This is a genomic window from Pedomonas sp. V897, assembly GCF_051304405.1.
Classification (GTDB): Bacteria; Pseudomonadota; Alphaproteobacteria; order Sphingomonadales; family Sphingomonadaceae; genus Pedomonas.
This window is the reverse complement of record NZ_JBPPGG010000002.1, coordinates 617607-634265: the sequence shown is the minus strand read 5'-3', so window position 1 is coordinate 634265 and position 16659 is coordinate 617607. Positions and strand designations below refer to the sequence as shown.

At 68.1% G+C, this 16659-nt stretch carries 16 protein-coding genes and 1 tRNA gene; 11 read left to right on the top strand and 6 right to left on the bottom strand.

Translation table 11 applies throughout. The features are described 5' to 3' along the window. Positions 1-111: 111 nt before the first annotated feature. On the top strand, positions 112-960 hold the full coding sequence (gene fdhD / locus ACSJJU_RS08895) for a formate dehydrogenase accessory sulfurtransferase FdhD (RefSeq protein WP_435915008.1): 849 nt from the start codon (positions 112-114) through the stop codon (positions 958-960). Here fdhD and ACSJJU_RS08890 read toward each other — a convergent pair. Together ACSJJU_RS08890 and ACSJJU_RS08885 are read right to left on the bottom strand one after the other, a co-directional pair. Continuing rightward, the gene (locus ACSJJU_RS08890; protein WP_435915007.1) at positions 896-1279 is read right to left on the bottom strand and encodes a hypothetical protein; all 384 of its coding nucleotides are present in this window, start codon (positions 1277-1279) and stop codon (positions 896-898) included. The genes fdhD and ACSJJU_RS08890 overlap by 65 nt on opposite strands. Further along, positions 1276-3627: an FdhF/YdeP family oxidoreductase gene (locus ACSJJU_RS08885; protein ID WP_435915006.1), complete on the bottom strand. Its 2352-nt coding sequence runs from the start codon at positions 3625-3627 to the stop codon at positions 1276-1278. The genes ACSJJU_RS08890 and ACSJJU_RS08885 overlap by 4 nt, the downstream gene beginning before the upstream one ends. 221 nt (positions 3628-3848) lie before the next feature. Here ACSJJU_RS08885 and ACSJJU_RS08880 point away from each other — a divergent pair, with 221 nt between their 5' ends. Together ACSJJU_RS08880 and ACSJJU_RS08875 are read left to right on the top strand one after the other, a co-directional pair. Then, positions 3849-5171, top strand: coding sequence for a serine hydrolase domain-containing protein (locus tag ACSJJU_RS08880; RefSeq protein WP_435915005.1), 1323 nt, complete (start codon positions 3849-3851; stop codon positions 5169-5171). 126 nt (positions 5172-5297) lie between these two features. Then, positions 5298-5371, top strand: a tRNA-Cys gene (locus ACSJJU_RS08875). Positions 5372-5491: 120 nt separating this feature from the next. Here ACSJJU_RS08875 and ACSJJU_RS08870 read toward each other — a convergent pair. Next, entirely contained in the window at positions 5492-5929 is a 438-nt protein-coding gene (locus ACSJJU_RS08870; RefSeq protein WP_435915004.1) for a nuclear transport factor 2 family protein, read from the bottom strand. 151 nt (positions 5930-6080) lie between these two features. On the opposite strand from ACSJJU_RS08870, the gene ACSJJU_RS08865 reads away from it, so the two are divergent. From ACSJJU_RS08865 to ACSJJU_RS08835, 7 genes are all read left to right on the top strand, one after another. Continuing rightward, complete coding sequence (locus ACSJJU_RS08865; protein WP_435915003.1) at positions 6081-6542, top strand: nuclear transport factor 2 family protein; 462 nt, start codon at positions 6081-6083, stop codon at positions 6540-6542. 276 nt (positions 6543-6818) lie between these two features. Further along, the gene (locus ACSJJU_RS08860; protein WP_435915002.1) at positions 6819-7472 is read left to right on the top strand and encodes a protein-L-isoaspartate O-methyltransferase family protein; all 654 of its coding nucleotides are present in this window, start codon (positions 6819-6821) and stop codon (positions 7470-7472) included. Positions 7473-7535: 63 nt separating this feature from the next. Beyond that, on the top strand, positions 7536-8906 hold the full coding sequence (locus ACSJJU_RS08855; RefSeq protein ID WP_435915001.1) for a TolC family outer membrane protein: 1371 nt from the start codon (positions 7536-7538) through the stop codon (positions 8904-8906). A gap of 98 nt (positions 8907-9004) precedes the next feature. Continuing rightward, positions 9005-9511, top strand: a complete 507-nt coding sequence (locus tag ACSJJU_RS08850; RefSeq protein WP_435915000.1) for a DUF2497 domain-containing protein — start codon at positions 9005-9007, stop codon at positions 9509-9511. Positions 9512-9738: 227 nt separating this feature from the next. After that, a complete protein-coding gene (locus tag ACSJJU_RS08845) occupies positions 9739-11892 on the top strand; it encodes a prolyl oligopeptidase family serine peptidase (RefSeq protein WP_435914999.1) in 2154 nt (717 codons plus the stop codon). Between the two features lie 239 nt (positions 11893-12131). Beyond that, the gene (locus ACSJJU_RS08840; RefSeq protein ID WP_435914998.1) at positions 12132-12794 is read left to right on the top strand and encodes an enoyl-CoA hydratase/isomerase family protein; all 663 of its coding nucleotides are present in this window, start codon (positions 12132-12134) and stop codon (positions 12792-12794) included. Positions 12795-12941: 147 nt separating this feature from the next. Further along, positions 12942-13283: a DMT family protein gene (locus tag ACSJJU_RS08835; RefSeq protein ID WP_435914997.1), complete on the top strand. Its 342-nt coding sequence runs from the start codon at positions 12942-12944 to the stop codon at positions 13281-13283. A gap of 46 nt (positions 13284-13329) precedes the next feature. Here the strand turns inward: ACSJJU_RS08835 and ACSJJU_RS08830 are convergent, their stop codons facing one another. The 3 genes from ACSJJU_RS08830 to ACSJJU_RS08820 all read right to left on the bottom strand — a co-directional run bounded on the left by ACSJJU_RS08830 (position 13330) and on the right by ACSJJU_RS08820 (position 15322). Then, positions 13330-13857, bottom strand: a complete 528-nt coding sequence (locus tag ACSJJU_RS08830; RefSeq protein WP_435914996.1) for a cytochrome b — start codon at positions 13855-13857, stop codon at positions 13330-13332. Between the two features lie 87 nt (positions 13858-13944). Next, complete coding sequence (locus ACSJJU_RS08825; protein ID WP_435914995.1) at positions 13945-14718, bottom strand: class II aldolase/adducin family protein; 774 nt, start codon at positions 14716-14718, stop codon at positions 13945-13947. Positions 14719-14881: 163 nt separating this feature from the next. Next, entirely contained in the window at positions 14882-15322 is a 441-nt protein-coding gene (locus ACSJJU_RS08820; RefSeq protein ID WP_435914994.1) for a hypothetical protein, read from the bottom strand. Positions 15323-15709: 387 nt separating this feature from the next. On the opposite strand from ACSJJU_RS08820, the gene ACSJJU_RS08815 reads away from it, so the two are divergent. Further along, the gene (locus tag ACSJJU_RS08815) at positions 15710-16576 is read left to right on the top strand and encodes a transglutaminase-like domain-containing protein (RefSeq protein WP_435914993.1); all 867 of its coding nucleotides are present in this window, start codon (positions 15710-15712) and stop codon (positions 16574-16576) included. The last annotated feature ends 83 nt before the right edge of the window (positions 16577-16659 follow it).

Genomic DNA, 16659 nt, shown 5'->3' with positions numbered 1-16659 from the left:
GAGGACAGTATGCAACAGGTGTCAGGGCGCGCAAAAGGGCGCAAAAGGGCGCAAGAGAGCGCAAGAGTGCGCAAGAGAGCGCAAGAGAGCGCAAGACAAGGGGAATGTGGCGTGGAGGAGACAAGGGGTCAGGGGACCATGCCCGGTGCGGTGGTGCGCATCAACCGTGACGGCGCGGCGTGCGCGGCCACGCGCCCGCTGGCGGAAGAAGTGCCGGTGTCGCTCACCTACAACGGCATCGCCCATGTGGTGATGATGGCGACTCCCCGGGACATCGAGGACTTCGCGGTCGGCTTCTCGCTCGCCGAGGGGATCGTGGACAGCGCGTCCGAGATCGCGGGGATCGAGGTGCGGCCGATTCCGCCGGGCCTGCTGGTGCGGGTCGATATCCCCGGCCCCCGCGCCGAGCAGCTCATCGACCGGCGGCGCGGCCTTGTCGGGCAGACCGGCTGCGGAATCTGCGGCGTGACCGAGCTGGAGCACGCCATCCGCGCGGTGCGCGTCGTCGGCCGGCCGCCCGCCCTCACGCCGGACGCCCTGTTCCGGGCGCTGGACGGGCTGGCGGACCATCAGCCGCTCAACCGGGAGACCGGCGCGGTACATGCCGCCGCCTATGCCGACAGTGCCGGGCGCATCCTGCTCGCCCGGGAGGACGTGGGCCGCCACAACGCGCTCGACAAGCTGATCGGCGCGCTGGCGCGGCAGGGGGCGGCGACGGCGGAAGGCTTCGCGCTTGTCACGTCCCGCTGCAGTTTCGAGCTGGTGCAGAAATGTGCGAGCGCCGGGCTGCCCGCGCTGGTGGCCATCTCCGCGCCCACCGATCTGGCGGTGGATCTGGCCCGCCGGGCGGGGCTGACGCTGGTGGCGCTGGCCCGGCGCGACTCCGTGCTGGTGTTCAACGATCCCGACGGTCTGTTTCCCCCGTCAGCCGGCGCGCCAGCGCTGCGCCCGCAGGGGTGAGGCGGAGCCGTCCCGCGCCGGGGCTTGCGCCTTCCAGAAGCTCGGCCAGCGCCGCGCCGGAGGTGTCCGCGAGGCCGGCCAGTTCCGCCGCACCCCGCAGCGTGAGCGCCAGCGGCAGGTCGAGCGCCTTGCCGAGCGCCGCCAGCCGGGCTTCGCCGCCCGCTGCCAGCAGCAGGAAGAGCGCCTGGGCGAGGGGGGAGACATCGGGCAGCACGTCCTGGAGACGGGCGAGGTCGGCCAGGGTTTCGGCCGGGGTATCGGCCGGGGCCTCCCCGTCGCCGTCGCCGTCGCCGCCGTCGCGGCTGCCGCCTGCCGTCATGCCTCGGGCTCGCGCCGGGTGAGGGTGACGGGGATGGATTTGCTGGTGGGCGTCATGCTGCGCTCGCCATAGCTCCACAGCGGCACAAGCACGTTGGTCTCGGGGTAATAGCTGGCCACCTGCCCCCGGGGGATGTCATAGCCGACAATGCGGAAGCCCTCGGCCACCCGCTCCACCCCGTCATCGGCGGCGGTGCGGATGTCGACGATGTCGCCGACGCCGAGCCCTTCCGCCTCCATGTCCTCGCGGTTCATGAACAGCACCCGCCGGTAGCCGAAGATGCCGCGATAGCGGTCATCGTAGCCGTAGATGGTGGTGTTGTACTGGTCGTGGCTGCGGAAGGTCATGAGGGTGAAGACGCGCGGCGTGCCCTCCGCCGCGGCGGTCCGGGTCAGGGCCGGGTCGGCCGGGGGCAGGGGATTGGCCATGAACCGGGCCCTGCCGGTCTCGGTCTTCCACTCCCGCTCGCGGGCCGGGTTGCGCAGGTGGAAGCCGCCGGGCTTCGACACCTTGTGGTTGAAGCCCTCGAACCCCGGCACCACCCGGGCGATGGCGGCGCGGATGCGGCTGTAGTCGGCGACGAAGCCGTCCCAGTCGATCTTCACCTCCGGCAGCGTCGCCTTGGCGAGCCCGGCGATGATGGCGGGCTCGGAGAGCAGATGGGGCGAGACCGGGCGGTTGATGCCGCCCGAGCCGTGGACCATCGACATGCTGTCCTCCACCGTCACCATCTGGGCGACGCCGTCCTGGAGGTCGATCTCGGTGCGCCCGAGGCAGGGCAGGATCAGCGCCTGCTCGCCGACGATGAGATGGCTGCGGTTGAGCTTGGTCGAGATGTGGACGGTGAGCTTGCAGTTGGACAGCGCCTGCTCGGTGAGGCGGGTGTCGGGCGTGGCGGCGGCGAAGTTGCCGCCGAGGCCGATGAACACCTTGGCCCGGCCCTCCAGCATGGCCTCGATCGAGCGGACGGTGCCAAGGCCCGGCTGGCGCGGCGCCTTGATGGGGAACACCGCCTCCAGCCGGTCGAGGAACTGGGGCGAGGGGTGCTCGGTGATCCCCATGGTGCGGTCGCCCTGCACGTTGGAGTGGCCACGCACCGGGCATGCGCCCGCGCCGGGCTTGCCGATGTTGCCCTTGAGCAGAAGGACATCCACCAGCGTCTGGATCGTCGCCACGGAATGGCGGTGCTGGGTAAGGCCCATCGCCCAGGTGAAGATGGTGTTCTCGGCGTTGGCGTAGATCCCGGCCGGGACTTCAAGCTGCGCGCGGGTGAGGCCCGATTGCGCCTCGATCTCCTCCCATGTGGTGGCCTCGGCGTCCGCCTTCAGCCGCTCGAAGCCTTCCGTGTGCTCGCGGATGAAGGCCTGGTCGAAGCGGTCCGCGTACTTCTCGAACAGGATCTTGAGCAGGCCCTTGGCGGCGGCCATGTCGCCGCCCACGCGCACCTGGCAGTAATGGGTGGCGATGCTGACACCGCCGCCGGGGAGCATGTCCTTGACGCTCTTGGGATGGGCGAAGCGCTCCAGCCCGCGCTCGCGCACGGGGTTGAACACCACGATCTTCGCGCCCCGCAGCGCCGCCTCCCGCAGGGTGCCGAGCATACGGGGATGGTTGGTGCCCGGGTTCTGACCCCACACGAAGATGGCGTCCGCCTTCTCGAAGTCGTCCAGCGTGACCGTGCCCTTGCCCGTGCCGATCTGCTCGCCGAGCGCCACGCCCGAGGCCTCGTGGCACATGTTGGAGCAGTCGGGGAAGTTGTTGGTGCCGTAGGCGCGCGCGAACAGCTGGTAGAGGAACGCGGCCTCGTTGCTGGTGCGCCCCGAGGTGTAGAACAGCGCCTCGTCCGGGGACTCCAGCCCGCGCAGCGTCTGCCCCACAAGCTGGAAGGCCTCCTCCCAGCTCACCGGCACGTAGCGGTCGAGCGTGCGCTCGTAGCGCATGGGCTGGTAGATGCGCCCCTGCGCCTCCAGGTAATGGTGGTCCTGCCGTTTCAGCCACTCGACGGAATGTTCGGCGAAGAAGGTGGGGCCGACGACGCGGCTGGTCGCCTCCCACGCCACCGCCTTCACACCATTCTCGCAGAATTCGAATGAGGAGGCGTGCTCCGGGTCGCCCCAGGCGCAGCCCGGGCAGTCGAAGCCGTGCGGCTGGTTGACGCCGCGCAGGGTGAGGGTGCTCTTGGCCGGGTTGCCCGAATGGAGAAGGGAGCGGGCGACCCCCGCCAGCGACCCCCAGCCGCCCGCCGGTGCCTTGGCCCGCGCCTTGCCTGCCCCACTGGCCGCTGCCTTGGTCTTCCCGTCGGCCGGCCCGGCGTTTGTCGTTTGTTGTTCTGTTTTTTGATCGGTCATGTTGGAGACTGTTTCCCCGAACCGGTGCCGGATGCAAGCAGAAGGTTGCACCTCTCGCGATATGCTCCGGCCACGCTGCGGCGGGGCGAGGGCGGCGGGCAGCGGGCCGGGCCGGACGACCGGGCCGGACCCACCCGCTGGGGCGGGAATATATCCTTGCCAATCGGGGTGCCGGGCGGCCTCATGACGTCTGGTCAGACGGGCAGACGGGGAGGCGGCGCATGGCGGCATGGTGTCTCATTCGGGCGGTGCTGTTCGGCTCGGCACTGGCGGCGGCGCTGGCGGGCGGTGTCGCAGCGCACGCGGGAGGCGAGCCGGTCCAGAACGCGCGGGTCCGGAACGCGCCCGAGGCTGCGGGGGCGCGTCCCCCGAGGGCCGAGGCGCGCCACCCCATCGCCGTCAGTGACATTCAGCCGCCCGAGCCGGCCAAGCTCCTGTTCTGGACGCCCGATCAGCAGCGGTTCGGCTACCGCTTCATGGAGCGCATCTTCCCCGGCCATGTGGTGAAACGGGGCGAGGCGGTGCGCCCGCTGCCGCGCGCCGACGCGGCGCTGACGGTGCGCTACACCTATAACGGCGAGGCGTGGGACGTGGCCCGCTTCATGGAACACAACCAGGTGGCGGGGTTGCTGGTCCTCCACGACGGGCGCATCGTGCTGGAGCGCTACGGCCTCGGGTTGACGGAGGAGGGGCGGTGGACCTCCTTCTCCATGGCCAAGTCGATCACCTCGACCCTGGTCGGCGCGGCGCTGAACCAGGGATATATCCAGAGCCTGGACGATCCCGTCACCCGCTACCTGCCCGCCCTCAAGGGCTCGGCCTACGAGGGCGTCACCCTGCGCCACCTGCTCACCATGACCTCGGGCGTGCGCTGGAACGAGGACTACACCGACCCCCGGTCGGACGTGAACCGGTTCGCCGGGCTGAGCCAGTCGGCCGCCGGAGGCGGGGAGGGAGACGCACCTTCCCGGACGATCGCCTTCATGGCGCAGTTGCCGCGCGCCCACGAGCCCGGCACCACCTTCAACTACAACACGGCGGAGACCGGCCTCGCGGGCGAGGTGATCCGCGCTGCCGTTGGCAAGCCGCTGGCGCAGTATCTCTCCGAGACGCTGTGGGCGCCGCTCGGCATGGAGCAGGACGGCTTCTGGGTGACGGACAAGCCGGGCGCGGACGGCCGGGAGATCGCCGGCTGCTGCTTCAGCGCCAGCCTGCGGGACTATGGCCGCTTCGGCCAGTTCCTGCTGGCGGGCGGTCCTGCGCTCCTGGCGGAGGGCTGGGTCGGCGAGGCTACCCGCCCGGCCGTGCCCACCGGCCGGGGCGGGCAGGGTTACGGCTACCTGTGGTGGACCATCGACGGCGGCGGCTTCGAGGCGCGCGGCGTTTTCGGCCAGAACATCCGCATCCTCCCGGAGAAGAAGCTGGTCATCGTCACCCTGAGCGCCTGGCCTCGGCCCGGTGATCCCGAGCGCGCCGAGGCGCGGCGCGCCTTCATCGAGGCGGTGGTCCGGGCGGTGGAGGAGGCGGGCCGGAGCGGATCGTAGGCCGGTGCAGAAAAGGCTTGCAATGGCCAGTGCAAACACATAGGAAGCGAACAGACAGCGCAAACGCCGGGGCGGGAAACCTGCCTCAAGTGTTTGAAAAACAACAGCCTGTTTGATAGCGCTGCTGGCCCGATGGCGGAGTGGTTACGCACCGGACTGCAAATCCGTTTACGCCGGTTCGATTCCGGCTCGGGCCTCCACGCTGCACCCGATTTTCTCCCGTGCTGATCGCCGAGTCATCACAGCCCAGGCTGCTGCCCAGGCTGCTGTGGCCATGAGGGTGTGTCCGGCTCGTCTTGTCCGGCCGGTGCGGCGGGCTCCTACCGGGTGATGCCCGTCATCACCGTCGGGTCGCCGCTCGTCCACTGGATGGTCAGCTTGCGCGACCTGATCCGCCACCCGTCGGCGGTCTTGACCAGCTCGTCGTCATAGGCTCCGGCAAGGCCATAGGGCTCCAGCGGCGCCTTCACATGGGTGGCGATATAGCAGCTCCGCATCGTCGCCCGGTCGCCGTCGAGCGTCACCTCGAAGTTGGTCGCCACGTGCTGGGTGGCGTCCAGATGCGTCGCCGCCCGCTGCATCGCCTCCGCGATCTCCTGATGGCTGCGGGCGTCGTGCACGTCGCTGTACCAGCGGGCATCCGGCGTGAAGCAGGAGAGAAAGCGGTCAATGTCCCGCGTGTCGACGGCGGAGGCATAGCGCAGGCCAACCTCGATGATGCTCTGTTTTTCAAGGAGTTCGGCGATCCTGTCCTGCATGGGCTTCTCCTTCCGGCAGCGACTCCTGCACGGCGCGGCAGGTCTGTCACCTCTGACTTAGCCAAGGTTGAAGCGCCGCCCCCCGCCGATAAGGTCGAGGCCAAGCCGGGAGTGCGGCCGGGCCGCCGGACCGGAGGAAAGGGAGAGAGTCATGTCTACGATTGAACAGCGTCTGCAGGTTGTCGAGGATCACCTGGCGTTGGAGCGCGTCTTTCAGAGCTATTATGCGGCGGTCGACACCATGAGCGATCTGGACGGCATTGTGGCCTGCTTCACCGAAGACGGCGTCTTCGACGTGACCCCGCTGGGTCTGAAAGCCTTCCAGGGCCATCAGGAGATCCGCGACTTCTTCAAGGGTGCCTTCGCCGACACCAAGTGGCACGTGCACCACGTCACCAACTTCCGCGTGACCTCGCTGGAAGGGGACCGGGCGACGGGGCGGGGCTACGTCTTCGCCCGCGCCGAGGGCAAGACCGGCATGCAGATCACCGTCCACTGCTATATTGATGTCCAGTACGTCCGCACGGCGGCAGGCTGGAAGATCAAGCACTTCTACGAAGGCCCGCTGGTGCCGCTGGGCGATGCGGTGAGCGAGCTTCACCAGAGCGCCTGACGAACGCGCGCGGGCGCTCACGCGCTTCCCGAAGGGTCGGCGGCCAACGGCACGCCGGCCCTTTTTGCATTTTTGGCCATTTGCGTTCGGGTTTTAACCATTTGCGTTCGGGCGACCTGCCAGCACAGGTGATTGCGGGATTGTTGCCACAGCGCATACGATCTTTTTCCTAATCAAGCCGGAGGATATGCGGAAAATCGGTGGTGGATTGGTTGCCAGGTTTCATGACGCTGCACTATAAGCCTCCGGCAAGACTCAAACCTGGGACGAGAAAAAATGCCGACTGCCGAACAGCTCCGGGCCAACATGGTGGAAAGCCAGTTGCGGACAAACCGCGTTTCGAGCGAGCGCGTCATCACTGCCTTCCGCGCCGTGCCGCGCGAGATCTTCGTTGCGCCGGAGCGTCGTGCCTTCGCCTATGTGGACGAGGACCTGCCGGTCGCGCCGGGCCGCTTCCTGATGGAACCCCGGGTTCTGGCCCGCCTCGTGCAGGAAGCCGCGCCCATGCCGGAGGAGAAGGTGCTCCTGGTCGGCGCGTCCACGGGGTACACCGCCGCGCTTCTGGCCCATATGGGCGCGAACGTGGTGGCGCTTGAGTCCGATGCCGAGCTGGCCGCCATCGCGCGCGACCGCCTGGCGGAACTGGGCCTCGCCAATGTCACCGTCGTCGAGGGCGAGCTGACGGCGGGCCATGCGGCCGATGCCCCGTACGACCTGGTGTTCATCGACGGCGCTGTCGAGGACATTCCCGAGGCGCTCATCGCCCAGGTCAAGGACGGCGGCCGTCTCGCCACCGTGCTGGTGGAAGGCGGGGTCGGCCGGGCCGTGATCGGCCGAAGGAGCGGTGCCGGCTTCGGCGTATTCGATTTCATGGATGCGGCCGTACCGATGCTGCCGGGCTTCACCAAGCCCAAAGCATTCGTATTCTGATTAATCGAGTCCGGTCGTCCGGCGTATCGGGGCGGCCCTCACAAGGGGCAAGGACCTTAGTTTATGACGTACCGTAAAGTGCTGCTTCTCGCTTCGGCGATGCTGGCAATTGCCAACGCGCCGGCTTCGGCGGAAACGCTGGCTGAGGCTCTCGCCCAGGCTTATTCTTCCAACCCGGATCTGGCCGCCCAGCGGGCAGCGCTGCGCGCTGTGGACGAGGACGTGGCGGCTGCCGTGTCCGGCTACCGTCCGTCCGTGAATGCGCAGGCGTCGATCGACCGCCAGGATGTGGACGGCGGCATTCCGGCCTCCACTTCCAAGTCCGCGTCGGCCACCATTACCCAGCCGTTGTTTCGGGGCTTCCGCACCGTCAACTCGGTGCGGGCCGCCGACAGCCAGGTGCTGGCCGAGCGCGAGCGGCTGCGCAATGCGGAGCAGCAGGTGCTCCTCAATGCGGTGATCGCCTACATGGACGTGGTGCGCGATGAAGCCGTGCTGCGCCTCAACCAGAACCAGGTGGAAGTGCTCCAGCGCCAGTTGGAAGCCAACCGCGACCGCTTCGAGGTGGGTGAGCTGACCCGCACCGACGTGGCCCAGTCCGAGGCGCGTCTGTCGCTGGCCATCAGCAACCGCACGGCGGCCGAGGCGGCGCTCACCGCCAGCCGCGAGGCCTATCGCCGCGTGGTGGGCCAGCTTCCCGGTGCGCTGGACGCATCGCCCGAGATTCCGCCCCTGCCGCCGACCGCCGAGGAGGCCATCGCCATTGCGCTGGAGCAAAGCCCGGTTCTGCTGGCAGCCCGCTATGACGAACAGGCCCAGCGCTACAATGTGGCGGTGAACAAGGGCGCGGTGCTGCCCTCGGTCAATGCGTCGGCAGGCGTGACCTGGCGGCAGAATGGCTTCAACCGCACCCAGATCGGCAACACCATCCCCACGGCCGTGAACGGCGACCGGGACCAGACCATCGCCACCGTCGGCGCAACGCTGACCGTTCCGCTCTACCAGAGCGGGTCGGAATACGCCGCCGTGCGCCGGGCCCAGCAGATTCAGAGCCAGCGTGTCCTCCAGATCGCCTCGGCGGAGCGCAGCGTCACGGAATCCGCCCAGAATGCGTGGGAGCAGCTGCGGACTGCCCGGTCCACCATCCAGTCGGCCACCGAGGCCGTGCGCGCCAACGAGATCGCGCTGGAAGGCGTAACGCAGGAGCAGGAAGTGGGATCCCGCACGATCCTCGACGTGCTGGACGCCCAACAGGAACTGCTGAACGCGCGGGTGCAGCTGGTGCAGGCGCAGCGCGACCAGTATGTGGCTGCCTACACGCTGCTCGCCAGCATGGGTCGCCTGACCGCCGGGGATCTGGGTCTGCCGGTCGACATCTACGATCCGACGGACCACTACAAGAAGACCCGGGGCCGCCTGTTCGGTTGGGACTGATTTATTAACCCTTCCTGGTTTATTCGGAACTGGTGACGCCGGGTCCGCGAGAGTATAAGGTCGCGGCGTTGGTCTGATAAAAGGGAACGGGACTGAAGATGGCGGAGTCCAAGGAACCGACCATGGAGGAGATTCTGGCCTCCATCCGTCGCATCATCTCCGAGGAAGGGGAGGCTGCGCCGCAGGCCGAGACCCGCTCGCCCGAACCCGCACCCGCCGCGGCCGCCAGTGCCGCTCCGCAGGACGCCATCGACGAGTTTTTCGATGACGTGGCCGATGAACCGGAGGCAACGGGGGACGATGTCCTCGAACTCACCGATACGGTGGCCTCCGGCGCGCCGTTGGCTGAGGCCGAGGTCTCGTCCCTGCTGAGCGAAGGGCTCGTCTCCGAGGAGACGGTGGTGGAGACGACCCGGAAGCTCAGCTCCCTGTCGGACCTGCTGGTGCGCAACTATCCCGGCAGCGAAAACACCCTCGAAGGGCTGGTCCGGGAGATGCTGCGCCCGCTGCTGAAGGAGTGGCTGGACGCGCACCTGCCGGACATCGTCGAGCGCACGGTGGCGCGGGAAGTCGCCCGCATCACCGGCCGCATCGCCGGTGAATGAACAGCTTGAGCATTCTACTGTAATTAACTGAAATTTCCGGATTTCTAAGAGAGGGGCGTGCCGGTTTCGGCCGCCCCTTTCCGCATGTCGGGGCGGTGCCGCCGGGCGGCGCGGCCATTCGTTTGTTGCCAGCAACGGTTCGGCGCAAGGCGAGGGGGGCTGTCTTTCCCTCGCCGGAACTTTCCCCTTATAGTCCGTCCCAATCCTTGAACTTCGAAGGGAAAGCAATGTCCCGAATTGTCATGTTCGCTCGCCGGGTCGGGGCGGCCGCCCTGCTGGGCTCGGCCCTCTCCGGCGTTGCGCTCTCCGGCGCGGCCGCGGCTCCCGCGGCTGCGGCCCGGGCAGAGGCGCCCGCCGCGGCGCGGGGCTTCACCGCCGCAGACCTCGTCACGCTCAACCGCATCTCCGAGCCCGCCATTTCGCCGGACGGCAAATGGCTGGCCTACGTGCTGCGCGAGACCGACATGGAGGCCAATCGCGGCCGCTATGACCTGTTCCTGCTCAATCTGGAGGAGAAGGGGGCCGAGCCCCGGCGTCTGGCGGCCGATCCGGCCTCCGACACCTCGCCGCAGTGGTCGGCCGATGGCCAGCACCTCTTCTTCCTGTCCACCCGGTCCGGCACGTCGCAGGTGTGGCGCTACACCTTCGCCAGCGGCGTCGCCATGCCGGTGACGGACTCGCCGGTGAACATCAGCGGCTTCCGCCTGTCGCCCAGGAACGACCGGATCGTCTTCTGGGCGGACACCTTCCCCGACTGCAAGGCGGACCTGAAGTGCACCGCCGACCGGCTGGCGGCGAAGGAGAAAAACCCGGAGACCGGCCGCACCTACGACCAGCTGTTCATCCGCCACTGGGACACCTGGGCGGACGGCACCCGCTCCCAGCTGTTCTCGGTCGCACTGGCGGACGGCAAGGCCTCGGGCCCCGTGGCCCACGTCTCGCAGGGCCTGATCGGCGATACGCCCTCCAAGCCGAGCGGCGGCGCGGAGGAGATTGCCTTCGCCCCCGATGGCGAGACGGTCTACTTCGCGCTGCGCGAGGCGGGCCGGATCGAGTCCCTGTCCACCAACCTCGACATCTTCGCCGCGCCCGCTGACGGCTCCGCGCCGCCGCAGAACCTGACGGACGCCAACGACGCCACGGACACCCAGCCGCAGGTGTCGCCGGACGGCAAGTTCCTGGCCTGGCTGGCGATGGAGCGCCCCGGCTTCGAGGCGGACAAGCTCACCCTGATGATCCGCGACCTGACGACGGGCGAGACGCGGGCGGTAACCAAGGCATGGGACCGCTCCATCGGCCAGTTCAAGTGGACCCCGGACAGCACCGCCATCATCGCCGAGGCCGGGCATATCGGCACCAACCCGCTGTTCCGCATCGACGTGCGGACCGGGCGCACCGTCCAGCTGACGCAGGGCGGCACGGTGGGCGAGTTCGACCTCGGCGCGGACCGCATCATCTACAGCTGGCACACCCTGGCCCAGCCGGCGGACTTCTACAGCCTCGGCTACGGCGACATCGCGCCGGTGCGCCTGACGGAGGTCAACAAGGACAAGCTGGCCGGCGTCGCCATGGGCGACTACGAGCAGTTCAGCTTCAAGGGCTGGAACAACGAGGACGTCTACGGCTACGTCATCAAGCCCGCCAACTTCGACCCGGCGAAGACATATCCGGTCGCCTACCTCATCCACGGCGGCCCGCAGTCGTCCTTCTCCGACAACTGGCACTACCGCTGGAACGCGCAGGTCTACTCCGGTGCGGGCTACGCGGTGGTGATGGTCGACTTCCACGGCTCGACCGGCTACGGCCAGGCCTTCACCGACAGCATCAGCGGTGACTGGGGCGGCAAGCCGTTCGAGGACATCCAGAAGGGCTGGGCCGCCGCGCTCGCCCGCTATCCGTTCCTCGACGGCGACCGCGCCTGCGCGCTCGGCGGCTCCTACGGCGGCTACATGATGAACTGGATCGCCGGCAACTGGCCGGACGGCTTCCGCTGCATCGTCAACCACGCCGGTATCTTCGACAACCGCCACATGGTCTACGCCACCGAGGAGTTGTGGTTTACCGAGTGGGAGCACGGCAACAAGCCGTATTACGAGGACCCGGAGGCCTACGAGAAGTTCAACCCGGTGCATTTCGTGAAGAACTGGAAGACGCCGACGCTCGTCATCCACGGCGAGAAGGACTTCCGCGTGCCGCTGGAGGAGGGCATCAAGACCTTCACCGCGCTCCAGCGCCGCAACATCCCGAGCCGCCTCGTGGTGTTCCCCGACGAGAACCACTGGATCCTGAAGCCGGCCAACGGCATCCAGTGGCACCGTGAGGTGATCGACTGGCTGAACCGCTGGACCGCGCCCGCTGGTGCGGGGCAGGCGGCCCGATAGGCGGGACGCACAAGATCAGCCGCATGGGGGGCTGTCGGGGCCTGGCTCCGGCAGCCCTTTTTGCGCGCGCCTTCCGGCGCGCTGCGCGTTTTCCCACCCGATCGGGCAAGGGCGAATATCTTAAAAACGGATTTACCATTTGAAATCAAGTTGCGGATTTTATTCAGCAATTTAATGATGTCGCGCCGGTGCGGTGCCTGAGGCGCATCGTGTGATGAAACCGCGATCGAGGTGTGGGCATGACGGAACCACGGGCCGAATCCCTGTCGACGGTCATGGTGCGCCGTGAGGACGACACTGTCGTCGTGACGCTGAACTGCCCGCCTGACAATGCGCTGGACCGGGTGGCGCTGGCGGCGCTCACCCGCACGGTGCGCCAGCTGGGCGAGACGCCGCCTGCGGGCGGTCTGGTGCTCACCGGCGCGGGTGCCGCGTTTTGCAGCGGCCTGTCGGGGCCGTGTGTTGCCGCGCTGTCGCCCGAGGGGCGGGAGGAGCTGCGCCGGTCCTTCCACGCGCTGGTGGAGACGCTCCAGCAGCTGGAGACGGCGGTGGTGGCGGCGGTCAACGGCCACACCCATGGTTGCGGCCTCATTCTCGCCCTGACTGCCGACGTGCGCCTGTTCGCCGACCAGCCGGAGAGCCGCTTCGGCCTCATGGATGCGGCGGGCGAGGTGCTGTTCCCGGAACTGGCGCTCGCTCTGGTGGAACGGGAGCTGGGGCCGGTCGCCGTGCGGCGGCTCAGCCTCACCGAAACCCCGTTCTCCTTTGCCGAGGCCCTGTCGCTCGGCCTTGCCGAAAGCTGCGTGGCGCCGGAGGCGCTGCTGGACGCGGCCGTTGCCCGGGCGCGCAGTCTCGTCGCCCAGCCCGGGTTCCTCGCGCTCAAGTCGCTGCTCAAGTCCTGACGCCGGGCCGGGGAGGGGGCCGCGCCCGCTTCGGGCTGGCAGGTGCCTGTGGCGCGGTTGCTGGCTGGAATCCTTCCAAAAACCCCTTTCTCGATCCCGCGAACGGGTGTACGGCCAAGCCGGTATTCCAGGGCTCGAAGGGTTCCTATGCCGACGTCCGCCTACGCTGCCATCGGGCTTCTCGTCGCTTCCAACGTGTTCATGACCTTCGCGTGGTACGGGCACCTCAAGTTCAAGGCCGCGCCGCTGTGGGCGGTGGTGCTCGTCTCGTGGGGCATCGCCTTCTTTGAGTACTGTCTCCAGGTGCCCGCCAACCGCATCGGCCACGGCACTTTCTCCGCCGCCCAGCTCAAGGGTATGCAGGAGATCATCACCCTGCTGGTGTTCGCCGTGTTCTCGTGGGCCTATCTCGGCGAGCCGATCACCGCCCGTCAGGCGGTGGGCTTTGCGCTCATCGTCGTCGCGGCGGTGCTGATCTTCACCAAGTAGAAGTCCGGCGTGCGGGAGAGGCGCGGCCCCGCCCGCACGCGCACGCTTACCCCGCCATGCGGCGCAGGGTCTGATCCTTCAGCACGAAGTGGTGGTAGAGGGCAGCCAGAACGTGCCCGCTCGCCAGCGCCACGAACAGCCAGCTGAGCGGCGCGTGGATCTGGCTGAAGGCCAGCAGCCATTCGGTCTTCTCGCCACTGCCCTCGATCAGTTGCGAGCCGAACATCTTGATCCCGCGCCCGGCGCCAAGGCCGCGCGCCATGCCGGAGAGCGGCATCAGGATCATGCACAGGTACAGCAGGCCATGCCCGGCCTTCACCAGCAGGCGCAGCCGCGCGTCGTAATCCGGGCGCTGGCCGCGCTGGCTGACGGCCCAGGCGAGGCGCACCACGATCAGCACGAACAGCAGGATGCCGAGCGAGCCGTGCAGCGGCACGATGGTCTGGCCCACCCAGTGCTCGCCATCGTTGATGTAGTCGCCCAGCTTCAGGAACTGGAGCACGATCAGCGCGGCCATGGTCCAGTGGATGAGGCGGGTCAGCACGCCATAGCGGTCGGGCGTGTCATTCATCATGGTCTTGCTCTCCTGAAGCGGATCGTTTCACTGACAATACGTATAATATTTGCCAAATCCTCCGACCGCGTCCATGGGCCACAAGTCCTAGTTGCGATAGCCGGGGTCGATCCGGTCCAGCTTGCGGAGGAGGGCAGGCCAGGTGAGCATCTGGGCCATCAGCGCGATGTTGTCTCCGCCCGCCTGCTGCGCCACCTTCTCGGGCGTGCCCTGCGGCGGGGCGGAGAGGGCGTCCCGTCCGGCCGACAGCGCCATCACCTGGGCCTGACAGGCCCGCTCCAGCAGGTAAAGCCGCAGGAAGGCGTCGCCCACGGTGCGCCCGACGGCAAGCGTGCCGTGGTTGCGCAGGATCATGGCGTGCTTGTCGCCCAGGTCCGCCACCAGCCGCTCCCGCTCGCCCAGATCGGTCGCGACGCCCTCATAGTCGTGATAGGCCAGATCCCAGCGGATGAGCATGGCGGTCTGCGTCAGCGGCATCAGCCCTTCGGCCATGGCGGAGACTGCCTGTCCCTGCGGCGTGTGCAGGTGCATGACGCAGTGCGCGTCCTCGCGGGCCATGTGCAGGGCCGAGTGGATGGTGAAGCCTGCCGGGTTGGCAAGGTAGGAGGTGGGCTCCACCGGCTTGCCGTCCAGGTCGATCTTGATGAGGCTGGAGGCCGTCACCTCCTCGAACATCAGGTTGAACGGGTTGATGAGGAAGTGGTGGGCCTCGCCCGGCACCCGCACGGTCATGTGGGTGAAGATGAGATCATCCCAGCCGTAGAGCGCCGCAAGGCGAAATGCTGCCGCCAGTTCCACCCGCAGCTTCCATTCCTCCGGGCTGACCCGGTCCTGCACCGATTGCTGACTGTCCACCGTCATGGCCGTCCTCCCCCTCTGCCTGAGTGTGCCGCCCTTCGGGCTTTTCCCGCCATGATAGCGGCAGCGCGACCGAAGGGGGGCGGCTTTCTGGCAGGAGGCGGCCATCCCCCCCCGACGAAACAGCCGCGAAAGGGGGGTGTCCGCCCGGTCTGGCAGGGCGGGCCTACTCGTCCTTGGGAGCCTCGGGGGTTGAGGTCTGGTCGGCGGTCTCGTCGCTGACGGCCGGCCGGGCCAGCAGCTTCTCCAGCCAGGTCTCGGCCAGATCATCCTTGGCGGCCTTGCGCGCCGGGCCGAAGCGGCCGGGGTAGACCGCCAGGCTGAAGTGGCTCTCGCCGAAGCCCTTGTCCGCCTTCAGCGAGGAGGAGAGGTCGTTGTGGCGCAGCCAGTCCTCGAAGTCGAGCCACAGCTCGTTGAGCGGGTTGAGCGGCGAGCGCATCTCGTACACGGCCTCGGGCAGTTCGTAGACGAGGTCGGTCTCGCCGGCTTCGATCTGGTCCATGATGGCCAGCTTCAGCGATTCCAGGAACACCAGCGCCTGACGCCGTTCCTTCTCGTCGATGGCTCGTTCGATCGCGGCGCGCAAACGCCGACCCAGGCTCTCCATTGATCCACACCTTACTCGTGACGGGAGCGGCGAAGATGCGCTTCGCCTCTGGGGCAAAAGCTAGGATTGCGTCTTCTGGCAATCAATGCGCCGGGCGGGATTCTGCGGCGTCCGGCGGAAAATTGGAGGCGAAGCGGGGCGCAGGCGGGGCGGGCGGGGGGAACCGCCGCCAGATCCGCCCGCCCGAACCCGTCACAATCCGCCAGGCAGGCCTTCGGAGTCGCCAGGGCGCGCCTGCGACCGGCGCTGTTCCAGCACTGTTCGTCGTTTGCGAAATGATGAACCATTGTGGATATGGAACGGGCCGGCTAGTCGTCGCCGGATTCGGCCCTTTGATCTTGAGGGCCGGCCTGTCAAACATGTCCACACGACGCCCGGAGACAAGTCATGCGTTCCGTCCTTGCCGTTGTCGCGGCGGTTCTCGCCCTGCCGCTGCCCGCCGTGTCTGCCGTTGCCGCGCCTGCCGTGGCGGCGGAGGAACAGGCGGCGATCGACCGTCTCGCCCGCGAGATCGTGGGGACGGAGACGGCCAGCATGGCCAAGGCTCGCCGCATCATCGACTGGCTCAACGCCAATTTCGTCTGGACGGACACGGACTACGGCCGCCGCAGCCTGGTGGAGATCATCGAGCGCCGGGGCGGCAATTGCGCCGAACAGGCCCGCGTCGCCCGCGCCCTGATGACGGCGGCGGGAATCCGCACCCGGCAGATCGCCGAGGTCAACATCCAGCCGGAAAGTCCGCAGCGCCAGAAGGACGCGGAGGAGGTGGTCGCCCAGTACGGAGCGAGCGCTTCGGTCTTCGGCCTTGCGCACAACGACCACCGCTGGCTGGAGGTGTTCGACGAGACCACCGAGAGCTGGCAGCCGGCGGACCCGACGCTCGGCCTCGTCGGTGTCGAGCAGTGGATGCGGGCGCGGGTGGGCTTCGGCGCGCGCCCGGTGCACCACATCCTGCCGTCGCGCGACATGCTGGTACCGGTCGCCATCTTCGCCCTGCCGGAGGACGGCTCGTTCGAGACCGCGACCGATCGCACCGGCTTCTATCTCGTCGAGCAGTTTGGCGGCCTCTATGGCGAGGCGCTGACCACCCAGCCCGAATGGGCGCAGTGGCGGGAGCGGGTGCAGGCGCTCAGCCCCGTGATCTCGCAGGCGTTCCAGGGCACGGTCAACCTCCACACCCGCGCCGGTGACCTGAAAGCCGCCGGGGACCTCTACCGGGCACTGCAGGCGAAGCTGGAAGGGGCGGGGGCGTAATTTGATTTGTTGCAGGAGGGGCTTGCCCCTCCTGCGACCTCCCATTCGTAGGAAAGGGCCGCAGCTCCCGCAGGGCGCGGCCC

Excerpts from the sequence above, each read along its gene's own strand:
- ACSJJU_RS08890 (WP_435915007.1), bottom strand. The coding sequence starts at position 1,279 with ATGACGGCAGGCGGCAGCCGCGACGGCGGCGACGGCGACGGCGACGGG.
- ACSJJU_RS08885 (WP_435915006.1), bottom strand. The coding sequence starts at position 3,627 with ATGACCGATCAAAAAACAGAACAACAAACGACAAACGCCGGGCCGGCC.
- ACSJJU_RS08880 (WP_435915005.1), top strand. The coding sequence starts at position 3,849 with ATGGCGGCATGGTGTCTCATTCGGGCGGTGCTGTTCGGCTCGGCACTG.
- ACSJJU_RS08870 (WP_435915004.1), bottom strand. The coding sequence starts at position 5,929 with ATGCAGGACAGGATCGCCGAACTCCTTGAAAAACAGAGCATCATCGAG.
- ACSJJU_RS08865 (WP_435915003.1), top strand. The coding sequence starts at position 6,081 with ATGTCTACGATTGAACAGCGTCTGCAGGTTGTCGAGGATCACCTGGCG.
- ACSJJU_RS08860 (WP_435915002.1), top strand. The coding sequence starts at position 6,819 with ATGCCGACTGCCGAACAGCTCCGGGCCAACATGGTGGAAAGCCAGTTG.
- ACSJJU_RS08855 (WP_435915001.1), top strand. The coding sequence starts at position 7,536 with ATGACGTACCGTAAAGTGCTGCTTCTCGCTTCGGCGATGCTGGCAATT.
- ACSJJU_RS08850 (WP_435915000.1), top strand. The coding sequence starts at position 9,005 with ATGGCGGAGTCCAAGGAACCGACCATGGAGGAGATTCTGGCCTCCATC.
- ACSJJU_RS08845 (WP_435914999.1), top strand. The coding sequence starts at position 9,739 with ATGTCCCGAATTGTCATGTTCGCTCGCCGGGTCGGGGCGGCCGCCCTG.
- ACSJJU_RS08840 (WP_435914998.1), top strand. The coding sequence starts at position 12,132 with ATGACGGAACCACGGGCCGAATCCCTGTCGACGGTCATGGTGCGCCGT.
- ACSJJU_RS08835 (WP_435914997.1), top strand. The coding sequence starts at position 12,942 with ATGCCGACGTCCGCCTACGCTGCCATCGGGCTTCTCGTCGCTTCCAAC.
- ACSJJU_RS08830 (WP_435914996.1), bottom strand. The coding sequence starts at position 13,857 with ATGATGAATGACACGCCCGACCGCTATGGCGTGCTGACCCGCCTCATC.
- ACSJJU_RS08825 (WP_435914995.1), bottom strand. The coding sequence starts at position 14,718 with ATGACGGTGGACAGTCAGCAATCGGTGCAGGACCGGGTCAGCCCGGAG.
- ACSJJU_RS08820 (WP_435914994.1), bottom strand. The coding sequence starts at position 15,322 with ATGGAGAGCCTGGGTCGGCGTTTGCGCGCCGCGATCGAACGAGCCATC.
- ACSJJU_RS08815 (WP_435914993.1), top strand. The coding sequence starts at position 15,710 with ATGCGTTCCGTCCTTGCCGTTGTCGCGGCGGTTCTCGCCCTGCCGCTG.